The 19,636-nt window shown below is 63.8% G+C and carries 21 protein-coding genes; 17 read left to right on the top strand and 4 right to left on the bottom strand.

Annotated elements, in window-relative coordinates; genetic code table 11:
• Positions 1–5 precede the first annotated feature (5 nt).
• Positions 6–920 (top strand): dihydrodipicolinate synthase family protein, encoded by a 915-nt coding sequence (locus HNQ95_RS27805; protein ID WP_182575694.1) that lies wholly within the window; start codon positions 6–8, stop codon positions 918–920.
• Entirely contained in the window at positions 917–1,321 is a 405-nt protein-coding gene (locus HNQ95_RS27800; protein ID WP_182575695.1) for a RidA family protein, read from the top strand. The genes HNQ95_RS27805 and HNQ95_RS27800 overlap by 4 nt, the downstream gene beginning before the upstream one ends.
• Positions 1,322–1,425: 104 nt before the next feature.
• Here HNQ95_RS27800 and HNQ95_RS27795 read toward each other — a convergent pair whose 3' ends face one another.
• The gene (locus HNQ95_RS27795; protein WP_182575696.1) at positions 1,426–2,025 is read right to left on the bottom strand and encodes a malonic semialdehyde reductase; all 600 of its coding nucleotides are present in this window, start codon (positions 2,023–2,025) and stop codon (positions 1,426–1,428) included.
• An 11-nt stretch (positions 2,026–2,036) separates the two neighbouring features.
• Positions 2,037–2,846, bottom strand: a complete 810-nt coding sequence (locus tag HNQ95_RS27790) for a glutathione S-transferase family protein (protein WP_182575697.1) — start codon at positions 2,844–2,846, stop codon at positions 2,037–2,039.
• A gap of 130 nt (positions 2,847–2,976) precedes the next feature.
• Here HNQ95_RS27790 and HNQ95_RS27785 point away from each other — a divergent pair, with 130 nt between their 5' ends.
• The 6 genes from HNQ95_RS27785 to HNQ95_RS27760 all read left to right on the top strand — a co-directional run bounded on the left by HNQ95_RS27785 (position 2,977) and on the right by HNQ95_RS27760 (position 7,783).
• Positions 2,977–3,888: a fumarylacetoacetate hydrolase family protein gene (locus tag HNQ95_RS27785; protein WP_246787021.1), complete on the top strand. Its 912-nt coding sequence runs from the start codon at positions 2,977–2,979 to the stop codon at positions 3,886–3,888.
• Positions 3,889–3,929: 41 nt separating this feature from the next.
• Positions 3,930–4,928 (top strand): ABC transporter substrate-binding protein, encoded by a 999-nt coding sequence (locus tag HNQ95_RS27780; protein WP_182575698.1) that lies wholly within the window; start codon positions 3,930–3,932, stop codon positions 4,926–4,928.
• A 28-nt stretch (positions 4,929–4,956) separates the two neighbouring features.
• Positions 4,957–5,499 (top strand): VOC family protein, encoded by a 543-nt coding sequence (locus HNQ95_RS27775; RefSeq protein WP_208993677.1) that lies wholly within the window; start codon positions 4,957–4,959, stop codon positions 5,497–5,499.
• A gap of 154 nt (positions 5,500–5,653) precedes the next feature.
• Positions 5,654–6,418 carry an ABC transporter permease gene (locus HNQ95_RS27770; protein WP_182575699.1) on the top strand — a complete coding sequence of 255 codons (765 nt, stop codon included), beginning with the start codon at positions 5,654–5,656 and terminating at the stop codon, positions 6,416–6,418.
• Between the two features lie 23 nt (positions 6,419–6,441).
• Positions 6,442–7,254: an ABC transporter ATP-binding protein gene (locus HNQ95_RS27765; RefSeq protein ID WP_182575700.1), complete on the top strand. Its 813-nt coding sequence runs from the start codon at positions 6,442–6,444 to the stop codon at positions 7,252–7,254.
• Between the two features lie 97 nt (positions 7,255–7,351).
• On the top strand, positions 7,352–7,783 hold the full coding sequence (locus HNQ95_RS27760; RefSeq protein WP_182575701.1) for a GlcG/HbpS family heme-binding protein: 432 nt from the start codon (positions 7,352–7,354) through the stop codon (positions 7,781–7,783).
• A gap of 151 nt (positions 7,784–7,934) precedes the next feature.
• Here HNQ95_RS27760 and HNQ95_RS27755 read toward each other — a convergent pair whose 3' ends face one another.
• Entirely contained in the window at positions 7,935–9,743 is a 1,809-nt protein-coding gene (locus HNQ95_RS27755; protein WP_182575702.1) for a methyl-accepting chemotaxis protein, read from the bottom strand.
• A 797-nt stretch (positions 9,744–10,540) separates the two neighbouring features.
• On the opposite strand from HNQ95_RS27755, the gene HNQ95_RS27750 reads away from it, so the two are divergent.
• Genes HNQ95_RS27750 through HNQ95_RS27720 form a run of 7 tightly spaced genes read left to right on the top strand, consistent with a single transcriptional unit; the run spans position 10,541 to position 17,325 of the window.
• Positions 10,541–10,684, top strand: coding sequence for a hypothetical protein (locus HNQ95_RS27750; RefSeq protein ID WP_157096981.1), 144 nt, complete (start codon positions 10,541–10,543; stop codon positions 10,682–10,684).
• A 59-nt stretch (positions 10,685–10,743) separates the two neighbouring features.
• Entirely contained in the window at positions 10,744–11,712 is a 969-nt protein-coding gene (locus HNQ95_RS27745; RefSeq protein WP_067956280.1) for an ABC transporter permease, read from the top strand.
• A 17-nt stretch (positions 11,713–11,729) separates the two neighbouring features.
• Positions 11,730–12,680 (top strand): ABC transporter permease, encoded by a 951-nt coding sequence (locus tag HNQ95_RS27740; RefSeq protein WP_067956282.1) that lies wholly within the window; start codon positions 11,730–11,732, stop codon positions 12,678–12,680.
• 5 nt (positions 12,681–12,685) lie between these two features.
• Complete coding sequence (locus tag HNQ95_RS27735) at positions 12,686–13,879, top strand: amidohydrolase family protein (protein WP_154386998.1); 1,194 nt, start codon at positions 12,686–12,688, stop codon at positions 13,877–13,879.
• A complete protein-coding gene (locus tag HNQ95_RS27730) occupies positions 13,876–15,372 on the top strand; it encodes an amidohydrolase family protein (RefSeq protein WP_182575703.1) in 1,497 nt (498 codons plus the stop codon). The genes HNQ95_RS27735 and HNQ95_RS27730 overlap by 4 nt, the downstream gene beginning before the upstream one ends.
• Positions 15,365–16,348, top strand: coding sequence for an ABC transporter ATP-binding protein (locus tag HNQ95_RS27725; RefSeq protein WP_067956288.1), 984 nt, complete (start codon positions 15,365–15,367; stop codon positions 16,346–16,348). The genes HNQ95_RS27730 and HNQ95_RS27725 overlap by 8 nt, the downstream gene beginning before the upstream one ends.
• Positions 16,345–17,325, top strand: coding sequence for an ABC transporter ATP-binding protein (locus tag HNQ95_RS27720; protein ID WP_154386995.1), 981 nt, complete (start codon positions 16,345–16,347; stop codon positions 17,323–17,325). The genes HNQ95_RS27725 and HNQ95_RS27720 overlap by 4 nt, the downstream gene beginning before the upstream one ends.
• A gap of 16 nt (positions 17,326–17,341) precedes the next feature.
• On the opposite strand, the gene HNQ95_RS27715 is transcribed toward HNQ95_RS27720, so the two are convergent.
• Complete coding sequence (locus HNQ95_RS27715; protein ID WP_067965981.1) at positions 17,342–18,019, bottom strand: GntR family transcriptional regulator; 678 nt, start codon at positions 18,017–18,019, stop codon at positions 17,342–17,344.
• Between the two features lie 137 nt (positions 18,020–18,156).
• On the opposite strand from HNQ95_RS27715, the gene HNQ95_RS27710 reads away from it, so the two are divergent.
• Both HNQ95_RS27710 and HNQ95_RS27705 read left to right on the top strand, forming a co-directional pair.
• Positions 18,157–18,792 carry a flavin reductase family protein gene (locus HNQ95_RS27710; protein ID WP_067956289.1) on the top strand — a complete coding sequence of 212 codons (636 nt, stop codon included), beginning with the start codon at positions 18,157–18,159 and terminating at the stop codon, positions 18,790–18,792.
• An 11-nt stretch (positions 18,793–18,803) separates the two neighbouring features.
• Positions 18,804–19,550, top strand: coding sequence for an aspartate/glutamate racemase family protein (locus HNQ95_RS27705; protein WP_067956290.1), 747 nt, complete (start codon positions 18,804–18,806; stop codon positions 19,548–19,550).
• Positions 19,551–19,636: the final 86 nt, after the last annotated feature.

The following is a 19,636-nucleotide window of genomic DNA, read 5'->3' as shown; positions in this document are numbered from 1 at the left end:
GACCCATGACCCAGGAGCTTCTCTCCGTCTACGCCCCGGTTCTGACGCCGTTCAATCCGGACCTAACAGTCAATTCGCAGCATTTCCTCAGCCATTGCCGCTGGGTCGTCGAGCAGGGTGCCGGCCTTGCGATCTTCGGCACCAACAGCGAGGCAGCTTCGCTGTCGATTTCGGAAAAGCGTCGCCTGCTCGATGAGGTGGTTGCTGCTGGCATCCCTGCCTCGGCGCTGATGCCCGGCACCGGCAACAATTCGCTCGGGGAGACCGTTGAGCTGACGCGCGCGGCGGTCGACGCGGGTGCGCCCGCCGTGCTGGTGCTGCCGCCGTTTTTCTTCAAGCCGGCAACGACCGAAGGGCTGATCCGCCACTATGGCCGCCTGATCGAAGCTGTCGGTTCGGACAAGCTGCAGGTGGTGCTCTATCACATCCCGCAATTCACCGGCGTGCCTGTTACCGTCGAACTGGTCGAGGGCCTGCGTCGCCGCTATCCCAACGTCGTCGGCATCAAGGACAGCTCGGGCGACCGCGAAAACCTGGCGCGTTATCTCGACATCGGCGACGGCTTCAAGGTCTTCCCGGCTTCCGAGATCCTGCTCGGCGAGACGATGGCCAGGGGGTCGGTCGGCTGCATCTCGGCGACCGCCAACGTCAATGCCAAGGGCATGGTCGAGGCGGTGGTGAACACGCCAAAGATGGGCGTGACCGACGCATTCGCCCAGGCTGTCACCGTGCGCACGCTGTTCCAGCAGTTCCCGATGATCCAGGCGATGAAGTCACTGATCGCGCGCGAACTCGGCTCCAACGATTGGCGCACCGTGCGCGCGCCGCTGGTCGAACTCGACGCGCAGGCCGAGCAGACGTTCTTCGCTGCGGTCGACCAGGCCGGCTTCTCGCCCTGGGCGCTGGAGAAGGCGGCGTGAGCACTGCTGCAGCCGACAGGCCGAAGCCGCTCGCCAACTATCCTTTCCTGCGTGAGGCGGGCGGCCTGCTGTTCCTGTCAGGCGTCAGCGCCCGGCAGAAGGACGGCACAATTGCAGGTGTCTCCAGGCAGGCGGGCGAAGCAATCTACGACGTGGCCGAGCAGTTCCGGGCGATCGTCACCAACATCACCGAGACGTTGCGCGCGGTCGACGGCAGGCTCTCGGATCTGGTCGACGTCACGATCTTCCTCACCGACATGGCCTACTATCCAGCCATGAACTGCGAATACAACAAGTGGTTCGGGCCTGACGGCCCGGCCCGCACCACCGTCGGCGTCCGCCAGTTGCCGCACCCGGACATGGTGGTCGAGCTCAAGGTCGTGGCGCGCCGGCCGGACTGATTTTCAGGCAGACCTGTTTCAAGACTTTTTCAGACCGCCTGTTACCACACCCATAGCCTGCCCCCGGCGCTTGCGTCGGGGGCTATTTTCTTTTCAGGCGCAGATCAAAGCACCGTGCAGGCTTCGTTGAAGGGCAGGCGCGGGTGGCGGGGAAACAGCTTGGCCGGATCGCCATGGCCGATGCCGCAGATGAAGTTTGAACGAATGGCCGTGCCGGCAAAGAAGATCTCGTCGGTGGCGGCACGGTTGAAGCCGGAGATCGGCCCGCAGTCGAGGCCGAGCGCACGCGCCGCCAGCATGTAATAGGCGGCCTGCAGCGTGGCGTTGCGGAAGGCTGTGTCGTCGACGAGATGCGGATTGCGCTCGAAATGGCCTTTGCCGTCGGTGTGCGGGAACAGAAACGGCATCTTCTCGGCAAAAGCGTAGTCGGTGGCGAAGATGGCGACGACCGGGCAGGTCATGATCTTGGAGACGTTGCCCGCAGCCAGCGCCGCCTTCAGCTTGTCGCGTGCCGCATCGGTCGCCAGGTAGACGATACGCAGCGGCGAGCAGTTCATGCTCGTCGGCCCCATCCTGGCGATGTCGTGGATTCGTTCGAGCAGCGCGAGATCGACCGGCCGGTCGAGCCAACCATTCTGGCTGCGGGCGTCGAAGAACAGGCGGTCGAGCAGGGTCTTGCCGTCGTCCAGTGTGTCGATCTTCATGGCGTGATCCATCAGAAGCGTTCCATTTCCAGTGTTGGAGCTTGCCCGTGCGCCTCGGCGATCAGCGTGGACACGGCAGCTGTGTTGACGAGTGGATCGGGGCGAGCGTTGTCCGGGCCCTGGGCCTCGGCGAATGACTTGAGGGCGCGGATTCGCGTCGCCCAGTCGGACGTTTTGGGAAAGGCGGCGAGCAAGGCGGGCATGGCCAGTCGGTCGAGCCTGTCGACGAAGGCGGCCATGGCCACGTCGGCGAGCGAAAAGCTGTCTGCTGCCAGCCAGTGTCTTTCAGCCAATGCTCGCTCCATCCTGGCCATCACGTCGCGGAACGTCCTGATCGAGGTGACGACGGCCGCGTGATCGAAGGGCGCGTGCGCCGCGGCCAGATAGGCGTCGCGTCGTGCCGGCAGCGGATGTCGCGAGATCATTTCGGCGAATGTGGCAGGGGCGATTTTCGCCACACGCTCCTTGAGGATGAGATTGAAGGTCGGCGGGCGGATGGCCGGGTGCACCACCTCGTCTTCGAAGCGAGCCCAGCTTCGCGCGCGTGCGCGTTCTTCTATCGAAGATGGCAGCAGCCTGCCGCCGGCAATGTCGACGAGCAGCTCGTTGATGTCGGAGGATTCGACGAAGACCTCGCCGTTCCAGCGTAGCGCCGGCACCAGCCCTTTGGGGTGCACTGTGAGATAGGCCGGGGAGAGATTGTCGAAACGCGTCAGGTCGATGCGGCGCGAGGTCCAGGGAAGGTCGAGCTCGGCCAGGCACATGCGGACCTTGAAGGACTGAACCGAACCCCATTCATGGAACAATTCGATTTCAGACATCGTTAGAAACTCGCTCTCCGTGCGCACCTCATGCTTGACATGCATACACAGATGATGAAATGTATGCAACAACGATAGCAGGCAACAAGGAAGGAGCCAGCCAGTGGTGTGGCACGCGCTAGGACAACGAGTGATCAGGGACGAAGTTCGGCCCGTATTGGTGACGGAGCAGGGCGTCTATGACCTCGCGCTGGTGGCACGCCTTACGGGTAAGGACGCACAGGCCTGGGACAAGTGGATTTCAGCCGGCGTGGCGGGCATGCTCGACCGCTGGCTGGACGTGGCGCCGGCTTTGGCGGCTCTCGCCGAGAACGTTGCCGCTGCAGGTCCAAAATATGAGCCGCTGGGAACGGGAACGCAGCTTTGCGAGCCCTATCGCCCGATCCGCATTTTCGCCACTGCGTCCAACTATGTCGAGCATGCCCAGGAGATGGGCACGGTGCTGGCCGCCAAGTCGGAAAGCCAGCCCTATGTCTTCATGAAGGCGGATTCGAGCGTCATCGGTCCCGATGCGGCGGTGATCCTGCCGGAGCGGGCGCAGAAGGTCGATTGGGAGGTCGAGCTGGCGGCAGTCATTGGCATCGGCGGCCGCGACATTCCGGTCGAGAAGGCACTCGAGCATGTCGCTGCCTATTCGGTCATCAACGACATCACCTCGCGCGATCTCACGCGCCGCTCCGATTTCCCCTTCAAATTCGACTGGTTCCGGGGCAAGAGCTTCGACACGTTCGCCCCGCTCGGTCCGTGGCTCGTGCCGGCCGCCTGCATCGGCGATCCGCAGAGCCTGCGCCTGACGCTGGACGTGAACGGAACGCGCAAGCAGGACGACAGTACCGGTTCGATGATTTTTTCCGTCGCCGAGCAGATCTCCTATCTGTCGTCGATCCTGACGCTTCGGCCGGGCGACCTGATCGCCACCGGCACGCCTGACGGCGTCGGCATGGGAACCGGCGAGTTCCTCAATTGCGGGGACATCGTCACGGCTGCCGTAGAGAAGGTCGGCGCCATAACAAATCCGATCCGGTCCATGCCGGTCGGGTAAGAAGCATCCAAAAAACCAGGCCCAACACTGAGGAGGACAGTATGGCAATGAGTTTCGGGAAAGCACTGCGCGGGCTCGCGCTGGCAGGTGCCGTTGCAAGCATGACGGCCGCCGCCTCGGCGGCCGAGAAGGTCGCATTCAACATGTCGTGGCTGCCGCAAGGCAGCGTCGGTGGCATCCTAGTCGCCAAGGCCAAGGGTTTTTATGACGAGGCTGGCCTCGACGTCACCGTCTACCAGGGTTATGGCGGCCAGCGCACCGTCAACGAGATCGACCAGGGCCTGTTCGACATCGGCTATGGCGATCCTGTCTCGGTCATTCTCAACCGCGCCAATGGCGGCAAGGCCGTTTTCGTCGGCTCGATCAACACGGTGTGGCCGGGCGCGCTCTGCTACCTGACCAAGGACGGCGAGGGCGAAAAGAAGCTCGCCGACTTCGCCGGCAAGTCGGTCGGCGGCGGCGCCACATCGCCGGTGCAGAACATCGTGCCGAGCTGGCTCGTCGACAATGGCCTGCCCAAGGATCACCTCAAGCTGCTGCGCATGAACCCGGCCGTCATCACCTCGTCCTTCCTGGAAGGCAAGGTCGATCTCGCCGAGTGCTGGGAAGGCGCCAGCCTGCCGATCCTGACAGAGAATGCCGGCGAGAGTGGCAAGAAGATCGGCATGATCAAGTATCGCGACTTCGGTCTCGACATGTATGGCAGCGGCTTCGTCACCACCGAGCAGATGCTGGCCGAGAAGCCCGAGGTCGTCGACAAGTTCCTGGACGCTTCCTACCGTGGCTATGAGTTCCTCGCGCAGAACCCGGATGAATCCGCCGATCTGATCGTCAAGCAGTATCCGACGCTCGAAAAGAGCATCGTGCTGGAGCAGATCAAGCAGATCAACGCGCTTGTCCGCGATCCGAACGCCGAGAACAAGGAGCTGGGTTTCGTCCGTGCCGACCGCATGGAAAAGACCATGGGCTTCGTGCGTGAAGCTTTCGTCGTCGACGACAGCATCAAGACCGACGACCTCTACCGCAATATCAGCCGCTGAGGGCTGACTTCACTCCTGGATGAGGAACATGAAGAAGAAGATCAACGTCAGGAAGCTGGGCCACATGGTCCTGATGGTTCGTGACATCCACAAGTCCGTCGACTTCTACACCAATGTCGTCGGCCTCGAGGTCTCGGACTGGATCGAGGACAAGATGGTGTTCCTGCGTGCAGGCGCTGACCATCACGACCTCGCCTTGTCGCAAATTCCGGCTGACTCGCCCGATCGCGACGACCTGCCGAAGTATTCGAGGCCCGGCCTCGAGCACTTCTCCTACCTGGTCGACAGCCTCGAGGACATGGAGGCAGCGGCCGAGATGCTGCAGGAGCGCGGCGTGGAAATCGTCCGCGGCATCGGCAAGCATGGCCCGGGCGCCAACTGCTTCCTCGTGTTCAAGGATCCCGACGGCAACAACTGCGAGATCTATTGCGACATGATCCAGGTCACCGAAGACAACCCGCATGTCGCACAGGTCTGGGCGCGCAACATCGACGCCTTCGACCAGTGGCATTTCAAGCGCTTCCTTGTCCCGCCGCCCCACCAGGTGGTGAAGGACAAGCTGGGCGAGTAGGCCGAGGACCTGCAAGCCACCGAGACGAGGGGCGCCGGCCATGCTGGCGCCCTTGCTCAAAGAGCGCACCGGACAGACCGGATGCGACACACAGATTTGTCGGGGCTGCTGCCTGTGAGGCCCACCCCCCGGACGCCTATCAGGAGGAGCCAATATGTCAGGCGTAAGTCCAAGACTTGTCGCATACGCGCAAGTCGTCTCGTTTTTCGGAGCGTTCCTGCTCTTCTGGGAATACGGCGTTCGCTATTTCGAAGTGAAAAGCTACATCCTGCCGCCGATCTCGGCGATCGCGGTGGCGATCTGGGAGTCACGCGACCAGATCTTCGAGCACTCCATGTACACGCTGGCCGAAGTGCTGATCGGCTTCATCGCCGCCGTCGTCGTCGGCATCATCATCGGCATGATCGTTTATGTCTCGCCTTTCGCCCAGCGCACCATCTATCCGCTGGTGACGGCGCTGCAGACGACTCCGAAAAGCGCCTTGGCGCCGCTGATGATCGTCTGGTTCGGCTACGGCTTCGTCTCCAAGGTGGCGATGGCCTTCCTGTTCGCCTTCTTCCCGATCGTCGTCGCCACCCTGGGCGGCTTTGCCGGCACGGCCAAGAACCTGGAAGAGCATTTCCGCGCCCTCAATGCCGGCCCGTGGACGACCTTCACGACGCTGCGCCTGCCAAGCGCGCTGCCGGCTTTCATCGACGGCTGTCGCGTGGCGATGCCGCTGGCGATGATCGGCGCCATCATCGGCGAACTCGTCGGCTCCGACCGCGGCCTGGGCAACCTCATCATGCTGGGCACTGCCTCGTCGCGCACCGACCTCGTCTTCGGCTGCATCATCGTCATCACGCTGATCTCGCTGGTGCTCTATGCGGCCATTGAATGCGCGGCCAAGTCGGTCTGGTGGCGGGGTATCCAGGTATGAATATCGCAGTTCGGGAGGACACCATGTCGGCTACGGCGACCATCGAGGCGAACAAGGGTGGCGCGCAGCCGGCCGCACAGCCTCTGGCCAACCACATCGAAGCCAAGGGGCTCAACAAGCACTTCGGCAAGGTCGCGGCGCTCGAAGACATCAATTTCGGCATCCGCAACCAGGAATTCGTCTCGGTGCTCGGGCCGAGTGGCTGCGGCAAGAGCACGCTTCTGCGCATCATTGCCGGCCTGATCCCCTATGAGAGTGGCTCGGCGACTGTCAGGGGCGAGGTGATTCACTCGCCGCGACCTGACATCGGCGTGGTCTTTCAGACCAACAACATGCTGCCCTGGCTCACCGTGCGCAAGAATGTCGAGCTCGGCGCCCGCATCCGAAAGATGCCGGCGCAAGCCCGCGACCACGCGGTCGACAAGGTGCTGGAGGTTTTGTCGCTCTCAAAGTTCGCCGACGCCCACCCGCACCAGCTGTCGGGCGGCATGCGCCAGCGCGCCTCGATCGGCCAGGCGCTGGTGCTCGATCCGCCGATTCTCTTGATGGACGAACCCTTCGGCGCGCTCGACGCGCTGACCCGCGACAAGCTCAATGTCGAGCTGCTGCGCATCTGGCAGGAGCACCGCAAGACCGTGATGTTGATCACCCACAGCATTGCCGAGGCCGTGTTCTTGTCCGACCGCGTGCTGGTCATGGCCGACCGGCCGGGCAAGATCATCGAAGAGGTGGTGATCGATCTGCCGCGTCCGCGCGACGCCGCCGCCACCCGCGCGCTGCCGCAGTTCGGCGAATATGTCGCCTATCTCGGCAAGATCATGGGCGTGACGAAGTAGTCACCTCGCCGGACACTGACGGCATTTCGATCGCACTCTCGCGGCTGCCACGGGCTGGCGGCCGCTTTTTTTGACCCAGAATTTCCGAGGAAACCACATGACTGAACTGACGCTTTCCATAGCCAACACCATCATCGCTGCAGCCTTCGAAAAGGGCGCCGAGGCGAAGATAAAGCCCCTGACAATTGCGGTGCTCGACGCCGGTGGGCATCTGAAGGCCTTCCAGAAACAGGACGGTGCCTCGCTGCTGCGCTACGAGATCGCCGCGGGCAAGGCCTATGGTGCGCTGGCGGTCGGCATGGGGTCGCTCTGGCTCGACCAGACCGCGAGGGAGCGGCCGCACTTTGTCGAGGGGCTCAATGCCGTCTCCGGCGGCAGGATCGTGCCCGTTCCGGGCGGCGTGCTCGTGCGCGACCAGGCCGGCAAGCTCCTCGCCGCCGTCGGCGTCACTGGTGACACGTCGGACAATGACGAACTCGTGGCCGTTGCTGGGATCGAGGCGGCAGGTCTCAGGCATCAGGTCGAGTGATGGTCTGAACGAGCCATCGAAGGCGACGGCGAGGCGGTTCGTCATAGCCGCCAGCAAGGTCGCCGATTCTGCCAAGTGTCTTCAACGTTAGTTCCGGCGCAGCCTCTCCGGCGATTTGCCGGAGAGGCTGTTGCGGTTCAGCTGTGGGCTGTCAGGCTGCGCGACGCTGGCTCTGAGGTGGCGAAGTCTCGGCAAGCGCGAACTGCGCGATCAACTGGCGCAGCCGGGCGGCCTCGCCGGCAAGCGTCACGCTGGCGGCGGTGGTCTCCTCGACCATGGCGGCGTTCTGCTGGGTGACCTGGTCAATCTGGTTGACCGCGGTGTTGACTTCGCCGAGGCCGGTCGACTGCTCGTGCACCGAGGTGGCGATCGCGTCCATGTGCTGATTGATGGTCACGACATAGGTCTCGATGGTCTTCAGTGCCTCGCCGGTTTGCCGCACCAGCTTGACACCGGCCTCGATCTCGACGCTCGAATTGCGGATCAGTTCCTTGATTTCCCTGGCCGCCTTGGCCGAGCGCTGCGCCAGTTCGCGCACCTCATGGGCGACGACGGCAAAGCCCTTGCCAGCATCGCCCGCCCGCGCCGCCTCGACGCCGGCGTTGAGCGCCAGAAGGTTGGTCTGGAAGGCGATCTCGTCGATGACGCCGATGATGTTGGAGATCTGGCCGGAGGCTTCCTCGATCCGGCCCATGGCCTCGACCGCGTTCCCCACCACAGCGCCCGACTGGGCGGCGCTGGCATTGGCCCGCATCGCCACGGCACGCGCCTCGTCGGCGCGCTTGGCGGAGTTGGAGACATTGACGGTGATCTCGTCGAGCGCGGCGGCCGTCTCTTCGAGCGACGCTGCCTGCTGTTCGGTGCGGCGCGACAAGTCGTCGGCGCTGACGCTGATCTCGCGGGTTCCGTTGTCGATCGATCCGGCCGACAGGGTGATGGCCGACAGCGTGTCGCCGAGCTGGCCGATCGCGGCGTTGAGATCATGGCGCAGCGGCTCGAAATCCGGCGCAAAGGCTTGATCGAGCTGGAACGACAGGTCGCCCGAGGCAAGCCGGCGCAAACCGGCCGCAAGCCCCGATGTCGCTTGCTCCAGTCGCGCCTGGGCTGCGGCTTCGGCTTCCTCCGTCAGGCGGATGCGGTCGCTCTCGGCCCGTGCCCGCGTGGCTTGCGCCTCCTCTTCCATGCGCCGGTTGGCAATGGCCGCCTGGCGGAACACCTCGACCGCTCCGGCCATATCGCCGATCTCGTCGCGGCGCCCGGAATATGGAACTCCTGTCACCGTGTCGCCCGACGCCAGCCGGCGCATTGCCTCTTGCATGCGCTTGAGTGGGGTCGTGACGCCGCCGATCACCAGCCAGACCGAGAAGGCAACGATGGCCAACGAGACGACCGCGAGCGCGCCCATCCACAGGACGATGGTAGATTTCAGCTCGTTTGCGGCGGCAAATTCCTCCTGCGCCACGCGAAGCTGGAGCGAGACCAGGTCGCTGATGGGCGTGGCAAGCGGATCGATCGTCGGATAGAGCCGCTCGCCGACGAAGCGATCGAGGGCTGCCTGATCCTTTCGCGCGATGATACCGACCAGAGTGTCGATCTCACTTCTCGAACTCTCGCGAAGCCCTGCGAACCCGTCGGCCAGCGCCTTTTCATCCGATGTCATCGTCGTTGACGCATAGGCCGTCCAGGAGCGGTCGATGGCATCGATGGCGACACGCAACGCCTTTTCGCCTTCCGCCCAATCGAGCGCGCCGCTTCTGACCTTGTGGGCCGTGTCGACGATGTTGACGGCATACATGTCCGCGACGGTCTTCAGATGGGTCATCGGCTCGACGCGATCGACGACAATGGTGCGGGTGCGCTCCGACACTGATTGCAGCGCCAAAAAGGCGGTGCCGCCTGAAATCAGCAACAAAGCGGCGAGAAGGGCGATACTGGCAATGAGCTTTAATCTAATCGTCATGACGGGTTCCGGCTCGATTTGATATGGCTCAGTACCGCGCCGCAGATTGCAACTTTATTAAACTGTCATGTATCGGCACCACAAAACTCTCTATCGCAATGCGGGAATAATTTCGAGATGCCGCAACCAGGGCGATTTCAAAAGAACTTATAGATTCATTTTTGTGTTTATACTTTGATTCAACGAAATAAATCAGTGTTGATGCGCGCTTGGTCATCGAAGCGCGACATGCAGCGTCCAAGGCAGGCAAAGAACAATCGCCCGACGACACGCCATGTGAGGGGGGCGTTGTTGCAGAATTTACGTCGTCGGACTTGGTTTGCCGGGCTTTGACGATTGACGGACCGAGCGATGTCTCAGGCCGATCTTCCAGAGCGGGCGGGAGATCCCGGCGATGTTCGATGAGCGCCTCGGGCCCTCTCCGCTGGATGCGGCTGCAAGCACCGGTGGCCGGCAAGAAGGTGGGGCTTGGGCGCAGATCTTTTCAAAGATGCGGCAGCATGCCGGTGGCTGGGCCGACCTGCAAGCAGGCTGACGACACCGCCATTGGTCCGGCTGTCGGCCGCTCATGGCTGGTTTGAGTCGTCTGTTGGCAAAAATAAAGAAGATTGTCAACAATATGGTTGACATGTGTGTTGCGACTTCGTAGCTTTTGGCACGCAGGCGGCAATCGGCAAGGCAGTGGAGGTGCAGCCGGTTGATGCGGCGAGCAGATTGGCGGCCCCGAGCCGCCATCGCTTCATGAAAAGATCCCCGCCTAAGGGGGCTGGGGCAAAACGAAGTGGTGGAGAACTCACATGTTCAGGAAGCTGATCCTCGCGGCAGGCCGCGGGCTTTTCGACGCCTTGCCATGCGGAGCCCCTCAAGAGGATCTCCGCGCTGATATCGCGCAGCTTACCGAGAACAAGCCGCACCACCGGCTGACTCATTTCGCCCAGTAAACACCACGTGGAGCCGGCGCAGCAGGCGCTCCGGCTCCGTCCACCCCGCGAGGCTCCACATGCTGGTCTTCACTATAAGCCGCATTGCCAATGCCATCATGGTCATGCTGGCGGTCGCCATGCTCGCCTTCCTGATTTTCCGTCTCGCCGGCGATCCGGTCGAGCTCATGGTCACCGAACAGACGACGCAGGCGGACCGTGATGCCATTCGCGAGCGGCTGGGTCTCGACGACGGCGTTGCCACCCAGTTTGCGCGCTTCGTCGCGAATGCGGCACGGGGCGATTTCGGCATCTCCTACCGCAATGGCCAGGACGTGCTGACCCTGATCGGAGAGCGCTTCCCGGCTACGTTGGAGCTGGTTCTGGTGGCGACACTGATCTCGCTGGTCGTCGGCCTGCCGCTCGGCGTGCTGACCGCGATCAAGCGGGGGAGATGGTACACGGAGTCGCTGCAATTCCTGTCGATCGTCGGCGTGTCGCTGCCGAGCTTCGTCGTGGGCATTCTCCTGATCCTGGTGTTTTCTGTCATCCTCGGCGTGTCGCCGTCCTTCGGTCGCGGCGAGGTCGTGCAGTTGGGATGGTGGTCGACCGGCCTTCTGACGCCGTCCGGACGCGCGGCGCTGATCCTGCCGGCGGTGTCGCTGTCGCTCTACCAGATCACGCTGATCATGCGCCTCGTCCGCGCCGAGATGCTCGAAGTGCTGCGCTCCGACTATGTCAAGTTCGCCCGCGCCCGCGGCATTCCGCGCTGGCGCGTCTATTTCCGCCACGCGCTGCGCAACTGCCTGATGCCGGTGGTGACCATGACCGCGATGAACATCGGCTCGCTGATCGCCTTCGCGCTCATCACCGAGACCGTCTTCCAGTGGCCGGGCATGGGCATGCTGTTCATTCAGGCGGTGACGTTCCTCGATATCCCCGTCATGGCCGCCTATCTCTGCATCATCTCCTTCATCTTCGTCGCGCTGAACACGCTGGTCGACATCACCTATGCCGTGATCGATCCGCGCCTGCGTGCCTCGCACTGACAGCTGGAGTCCAGTCGATGACGACAGACGTTACCAAAACCGGCGCTGCCGCCCGTCCCGGCCTGCTCAAGCGCATCCGCAACAGCGATGTCTGGTGGTCCTTCACCCGCAGCAAGTCGGCGATGATCGCCGCCGTGATCCTGGCCGTGCTGGTGTCGGCTGCGGTGTTTGCGCCGCTGATCGCACCGCAGAACCCTTATGATGCTGCCCAGCTCGATATGTGGAAGGCCGAGCTTCCGCCGATCTGGGAGCCAACGGGTGAGTGGCCCTACCTGCTCGGCACCGACACGCAAGGGCGCGACATGCTGTCGGCCATTCTCTACGGCACGCGCATATCCATCGTCATCGGCCTCTTCTCGGTGGTGCTGTCCTTGCTGATCGGCATGACCGCGGGCCTGTGCGCCGGCTTCTTTGGCGGTGTCGTCGACAATCTCTTGATGCGCTTCGGCGACATCACGTTGTCGATCCCGACGATCCTGATCGCCATCCTTGTGTCGACCGTCGTGCGCCAGATGTTGCCGGATGATCTGCGCGAGATCGGTGCCGCGGCCGTGCTGGTGTTCGCGATCGCGCTGTCGTCCTGGGTGCAATATGCGCGCACCGTGCGTGCACAGACCATTGTCGAGCGCAACAAGGAATATGTTCAGGCGGCTCGCCTGCTGAAAGTGCCCGCTCGTCGTATCCTGGCGCATCACATCCTGCCCAACACGCTGACGCCGGTACTGGTCGCCGCCACGCTGAACTTCGGCATGGCGATCCTGACCGAGGCGACGCTGTCGTTCCTTGGCATCGGCATGCCACCCGGCCAGCCGTCGCTCGGAACGCTGATCCGCATTGGCAACCAGTTCCTGTTCTCCGGTTCGTGGTGGATCGTGCTGTTTCCGGTGATCCAGCTCTGCCTGCTCGTCGTCGTCGTCAACATTCTGGGTGACTGGCTGCGCGACCTGCTCAATCCGAAACTGAGGTAAGCGTGATGACCAACCTGTTGCTTCGCAACGTTCGTCCTTATGGCGGTGCGAATTCCGATCTGCTGATCCGCGACGGGCGGATCGCCGGCATTGGCCGTTTCGAGCCAGACCCCGGCATGCCGGTCGAGGATGGCAAGGGCGCCATCGCCATTCCGGGCCTGATCGACGCGCATACCCATCTCGACAAGACCACCTGGGGCATGCCCTGGCACGAGAACAATCGCCGCGCCGTGCTGCGCGAGCGCATCGATTTCGAGCGCGAGCACCGCATCGAGATCGGCATCGACCCACATCGCCAGTCGATGCGCCATGCCATCGGCCTGGCCGCCCATGGCGCGACGCATATCCGCAGCCATGTCGACATCGATCCGGTCCACAAGCTGGCGCTCGTCGACGGCATCATGGAAACCCGCGAGAAGCTGAAAGGCGTCATCGACATCGAGATCGTCGCCTTCCCGCAGTCGGGCCTGATGGTCATGCCTGGCACGCTGGAACTGCTCGACGAGGCACTCAGCCAGGGCTGCGAGGTTCTTGGCGGCATCGATCCCTGCGGCATCGACCGCGACCCCAAGGGCCAGCTCGACGCGCTCTTCGCCCTGGCGCTGAAGCACCAGTGCCCGATCGACATTCACCTCCATGAGGCGGGCGATCTTGGCGCCTTCACCATGGAACTGATGTTCGAGCGCATCCGCGCCAACGGCATGCAGGGCAAGGTTGCGATCAGCCACGCCTTTGCACTCGGCATGAACGACTATCTGCGCGTCGGCCAGCTGATCGAACAGATCGCCGAACTCGACGTGGCGATCCTGACCACGGGTGCGCCGTCGGCCACCGTGCCGTCGATCATGCGCCTCAAGCAGGCAGGCGTCCGCGTCGGCGCCGGCTGCGACGGCATCCGCGACACCTGGGGCCCCTGGGGCCAGCCCGACATGCTCGACCGCGCCAAGGTGGTCGGCATGAAGAACGGCCTGCGCTCGGACATCGAGCTGGCGCATGTGTTGCACGTCGTCTCGCAGGGCGGCGCGGATGTCATGCGCATCGAGGGCTACGGCCTCGCCGAAGGCTGCAACGCAGACCTGACCCTGCTGACCGGCGAGACGCTGGCCCACGCCGTGGTCGATGTCGCGCCGCGCCCGCTGGTCGTCAAGGGCGGTCGCGTCACCGCGCGCAACGGCCAGGCCACGGTGGAAATGCCATGACAAGACAGGTTCTCGACACGCTCGAACTCGGCAAGCGTCCCGAAGGGCGCACGCTCATCACCGCCGCCTGGGTGCTCGGTCACCGCGATGGTGGCCACCGGCTGATCCCCAATGGCCAGGTCGTCATCGACGGTGGCGAGGTGATCTATGTCGGTACCGATTTTGCCGGCGAGGTCGCCCGCCGCATCGATTTCGGCAATGCACTTGTCAGCCCCGGCCTCATCGATCTCGATGCGCTGTCGGATCTCGACACCACCATCCTGGGCATCGACCACCATCCGGGTTGGGCCAAGGGCCGTGTCTGGCCGCGCCACTACGTCGAAGCCGGCCCCTACGAGATGTATTCGCAGGAGGAGTTGGCCTTCCAGAAGCGTTTTGCCTTCGGCCAGCTGCTGCTGAACGGTATCACCACGGCTGCGCCCATCGCCTCGCTGTTCTATCGCGAGTGGGGCGAGACGGTTGCCGAGTTCGACGCGGCGGCCGATGCGGCCGGAGAGCTTGGCCTGCGCGTCTATCTCAGCCCGGCCTATCGCGCCGGCGGCATGGTGCTTGAAGAGCCGGGCCGCATGGAAGCGGTGTTCGACGAGAAGCGCGGCCTCGCCGGACTGCGCGACGCCGTCGACTACATCGGGCGGCAGAACGGTCGCCATGGCGACCTGGTGCGCGGCCTGCTGGTGCCGGACCGTGTCGAGACCTGCACCGAGGAGCTGCTGCGCCAGACGCAAGCCGCGGCTGCAGAACTCGGTTGCAAGATCCGCCTGCACATGGCGCAGGGCTCGATGGAAGTCGACACCGTGCGCAAGCTGCATGGTGCGACAGCACCTGTGTGGCTGGCACGCGCCGGTCTGCTCAACGACCGACTGATCGCGCCGCATGCCACCAACGCCACCGAGGAAGACCTCGGTCTCTATGCCGAGAACGGTGTGTCGATCGTGCATTGCCCGCTGGTTTCGGCCCGTGGCGGCAGCACGCTCAACTCGTTCTCCAAGTGCAAGGAACGTGGCATCAACATCGCGATGGGCACCGACACGACGCCTGCCGACATGCTGATGAACCTGCTTGTCGGCCTGATCGCCTGCCGCATCAACGACCGGGCTCCGGACCGTGTCCGGAGTGCCGATCTGTTCGACGCAGCGACACTCGGCGGCGCCAAGGCGCTGGGCCGCGACGACCTGGGCAAGCTGATGTCAGGCGCGCGCGCCGACATCGCCGTGTTCGGCCTCGACGACGCGGTCATGGCGCCATCTATCGATCCGATCACCACGCTGGTAACCGGCGGATCGGGCAAGGTCACCCAGGCCGTGTTCGTCGACGGGCGCCTGTCGATGCGCTTCGGCAAGGTTGCCGGCATCGACATGAAGGCCGCGCGCCAGCTTGCGCAGCGCCAGTTCGACGGTCTCATCGCCAAGTATCCGGAACGCAGCTGGGGCAACCCGCCTGTTTCGGAAATCTTCCCGCCCAGCTATCCGATAGAGGTCAACGACAATGGCTGAAGCCGAGAAGGCAGTGCTTGAAGTACGCAACCTCAAGGTCGAGTTTCCCGGCCGCCGCGGGGTTGCCACCGCGCTCTCCGACGTGAGCCTTTCGATCCGACCCGGCGAGATCCTCGGCGTCGTCGGCGAGTCCGGTGCCGGCAAGTCGATGACGGGCCTGGCGATCCAGGGCCTGCTCGAGCGGCCGGGCCGCATCGCCGAAGGCGAGATCTGGCTTGGCGATCGCCGCATCGACCAGCTCAACGACCGCGAGATGGAGACGATCCGCGGCCGCGAGATCGGTGCGATCTTCCAGGACCCGCTGACTTCGCTCAACCCGCTGTTCACCGTCGGTGCACAGCTGACCGAAACCATCCGCCAGCATCTCGGCATGGGCAAGGCCGAGGCCAGGGCACGGGCGATCTCGCTGCTCAAGGATGTCGGCATTCCTTCGCCGGAGGATCGCTTCGGCCAGTATCCGCACCAGTTTTCGGGCGGCATGCGACAGCGCGTGGTGATTGCGCTCGCGCTGGCCGCTTCACCCAAGCTGATCATCGCCGATGAGCCGACCACCGCGCTCGACGTGTCCATCCAGGCGCAGATTACCTCGCTGCTGCGCAAGTTGTGCAAGGAGAAGCAGACGGCGGTGATGCTGGTGACGCACGACATGGGCGTCATTGCCGAGACCGCCGACCGCATTGCGGTGATGTATGCCGGTCGCCTCGTCGAGATCGGACCTGTCGCCGAGGTGCTGCATGCGCCCAAGCACCCCTACACGCGGGGGCTGATGGCTTCGATCCCCGCACTCGGCGCGCGCGTCAAGCAGCTGAATCAGATCGACGGCTCGATGCCGCGGCTCGACGCCATTCCCGATGGCTGTGCCTTCAACCCGCGCTGCAAGGACGCTGGGCCACGCTGCTCGCGTGAACGGCCGGGTCTTGTGACTGCGGGCAACGGGGCAAGCGCTTGCTGGATAAATGCAGGAGGAACCGCATGACCGCGATGACTTCACACAAGACCTCGGCGCTGAGCGTCAACGGGCTGGTCAAGACGTTCGACGTGTCGGCGCCGTGGCTGAACCGCGTGGTCGAGCGCAAGCCGCGCCAGTACCTGCAGGCGGTCAACGACATCAGCTTCGAGGTGCCGTTGGGCGGTTGCCTCAGCCTGGTCGGCGAAAGCGGTTGCGGCAAGTCGACGGTCGCCCGCCTTGTGACGGGCCTCTACCGGGCCAATGGCGGCGAGATGCGCTTCGCTCCCGGCGAGGACGGCAAGCCGCTGGCGGCCCAGATGATCTTCCAGGATCCCTACGCCTCGCTCAATCCGCGCTGGCGGGTGAAGAACATCATCGCCGAGCCGATCCGCGAGCTCAAGCTCAGGAACACGGCGGCGGAGATCGAAGAGCGCGTGGTGGAGCTGTTGAAGACCGTCGGCCTGTCGGCGTCGGACGGCGACAAGTTCCCGCACGAATTCTCCGGCGGCCAGCGCCAGCGCATCTCGATCGCGCGTGCGCTTGCCGGCGAGCCGCGCTTTCTGGTCTGCGACGAGCCGACGTCGGCACTCGACGTCTCGGTGCAGGCGCAGGTGCTGAACCTCATGCGCAAGTTGCAGGACGAGTTCGGCCTGACCTATTTGTTCATCAGCCACGACATGAGCGTGGTCAGGCACATGTCCGACCGCATTGCGGTCATGTATCTCGGCCGCATCGTCGAAGAGGGGGAGACGGAGGCACTGTTTGCCAAGCCGCGCCATCCCTACACGCAGCTGCTGCTCGAGACGATCCCCAACGTCAAGGATCCGCACCGGGATCGCGTCGTTGCAGGTGGCGAGGTGCCAAGCCCGCTCAAGCCGCCGTCGGGCTGTCCGTTCCATCCGCGATGCGCGATGGCCACCGCACGCTGCTCGTCCGAGCTCCCGGCGGTGCGCACGCTCGCGGGTGGAACGCGCGTGGCATGTCACCTCGTGACCGATGAATGACGTTGAGGGATGCGGTTTACGCCAAGGCGGCCTTGAGGTCGTGCGACATGTCGCGGACCTCCCTGAGGTCCAGCTCGGACTCGACATGGTCGAGATGATGTTGCATCAGCCGCGAGGCCTTTTCGACATCGCCGGCGGCAATGGCCTCGACGATTTCGTCATGTTCGTCCGGCCCGCAATTGAAGCGCGCGGTGTTGCGATACACGGCGGTGATCAGCGAGGTGCGCGAGATCAGGTCGCGCATCATGCCGAAGAGGAAGTCCGATCCGGAGAGCTCGGCGAGCAGGAGGTGGAAGCCACCGGACAGCTTGATGATGTCGGTGGTGGCGTCGTTGGCGTTTGCGACCCTTTCGCGCGCGACATGGCTGCGCAACCTGAGGACGTCGGCCTTCGACCGCGACGTGCAGATGCGCTCGATGACGCAGCGCTCAACCGATCGGCGCACGAAGAACACCTCCCGGGCCTCGTCGACGGATGGCTGGCACACGAAAGCGCCGCGATTGGGGATGATGGTGACAAGCCCTTCGCGCTCGAGCGCGGTCAATGCCTGGCGAATGCGCGCGCGGCTGACGTCGAAGATTTCGGCCAGTTGGCCTTCCTTGAGCTGGACGCCCGGACGCAGCCGCCGCTCGGCAATAGAAAGCCATACTTTTTCGACGATCTGCTGTGTCGAAACGCTTGCTTGTTCGGTCATGAAGCGCTGCCTCCTGCGATGGCCGACATTCGTCATGGACACTTAAAAGTCAACATTCCAATAAATTACCCGAATCCCATTTTGCGGACAATCCAGCATAAAATTGTGTACCAAGCGGTTCGGGTTTGAGAGGGCATATGGAGTTCGATTTCACCAGGCTGGAGATGGAAAGCCGCTATCGTCTGCTGACCAATTTCATTGGTCCGCGGCCGATTGCGCTCGTCACCACCCGCACGGCCACGGGGCGCAGCAATGCAGCCCCGATGAGCTTCTTCAACGTATTCTCGCATGAGCCGCCGATCGTCGTGCTGGGTATCCAGCCGCGTCTTTCCGGCGAGGACAAGGACACGGTGGTCAACATCCGGCGGACCGGCGAGTTCGTGGTCAATATGGTCGACATGGCGCTGTCGCAGCAGATGCTGGTCTGCGGCCTCGGCTTCGAAAGCGATGTCGACGAACTCGAGATGGCGGGGCTGCCCACCGCTCGCGGCGCCCAGATCGACGTCGACTATGTGACCAACGCGCCATGTGCATTCGAATGCCGTGTCGAACGGCTGATCGAATATCCGCGCCGCCTGCTCGTGCTGGGCGAAGTGGTGCACATGCATGTGCGCCGCGACTGCCTCGACGAGGCGGGACGGTATGTAAACCCCGAAGTCTACCAGCCGATCGCCCGGCTTCACGCAGACAACTACATCACCTCCGACCGCCAGTTCGTGCTGAAGGCACCGACGATCGCGGATGTGCTCAAGGCAAACGAACGCGGCGAGTAGGATCCAGCAAAGTGCATATCCGCCTGATCAATCCGAATTCGACCGCTTCCATGACCAACCAGGCGCTGGAAAGCGCGCTGCGCGTTGCCAATGCGGCGACGCATGTGAGCGCCGTCAACCCGACCAGGACGCCTGTCAGCATCGAAGGCAGCGCCGACGAGGCGCTGGCGGTGCCGGACATGCTGTCGGAAATCCGCAAGGGCGAGCGCGAGGGCGTCGACGCCTATGTGATCGCCTGCTTCGACGATCCGGGCCTGCATGCCGCCCGCGAAGTCGCCAAGGGGCCGGTCATCGGCATCTGCCAGGCAGCCGTGCAGGTGGCCATGACCATCAGCCGCCGCTTCTCCGTCGTCACCACGCTGCCGCGCTCGGTGCCGATCATCGAGGACATCGTCCAGGCCTATGGCGCCGGGCACCATTGCCGCGCCGTGCATGCCATCGATCTGCCTGTGCTTGGGCTCGAGGAAGACCCCGAGACGGCAGAGCGGCTGCTGGTCGAGACGATCGAGCGGGCAAAGCTCTATGACCGCGCCGAGGCGATCATCCTCGGCTGTGCCGGCATGTCGAGCCTGTGCGATCGTCTGGCCAAGGCGACGGGCGTGCCGGTCATCGACGGCGTCACCGCCGCGCTGAAGATCGCAGAGGCGCTTGTCGGCGCCGGCTATGTCACGTCGAAGGTCAACGCCTATGATTTCCCGCGCCAGAAGGGACCGGCGCCTGCCGATGTCGATCTGCCGCTGATAGCGGCGAACAGCTAGTACCGGAAACGACAAAGGGGCCCTTGGACCCCTTTGCTTTGGTGGATGGTGGCTGCCTGCTTCGGCAGGCAGCCATCGATGCCCGA

Origin of the sequence: Aminobacter ciceronei, from assembly GCF_014138625.1 — a bacterium.
In the GTDB taxonomy this organism is placed as follows: Bacteria; Pseudomonadota; Alphaproteobacteria; order Rhizobiales; family Rhizobiaceae; genus Aminobacter; species Aminobacter ciceronei.
Note: the sequence above shows the minus strand (reverse complement) of the source record. Positions and strands in the feature narration are given on the sequence as shown.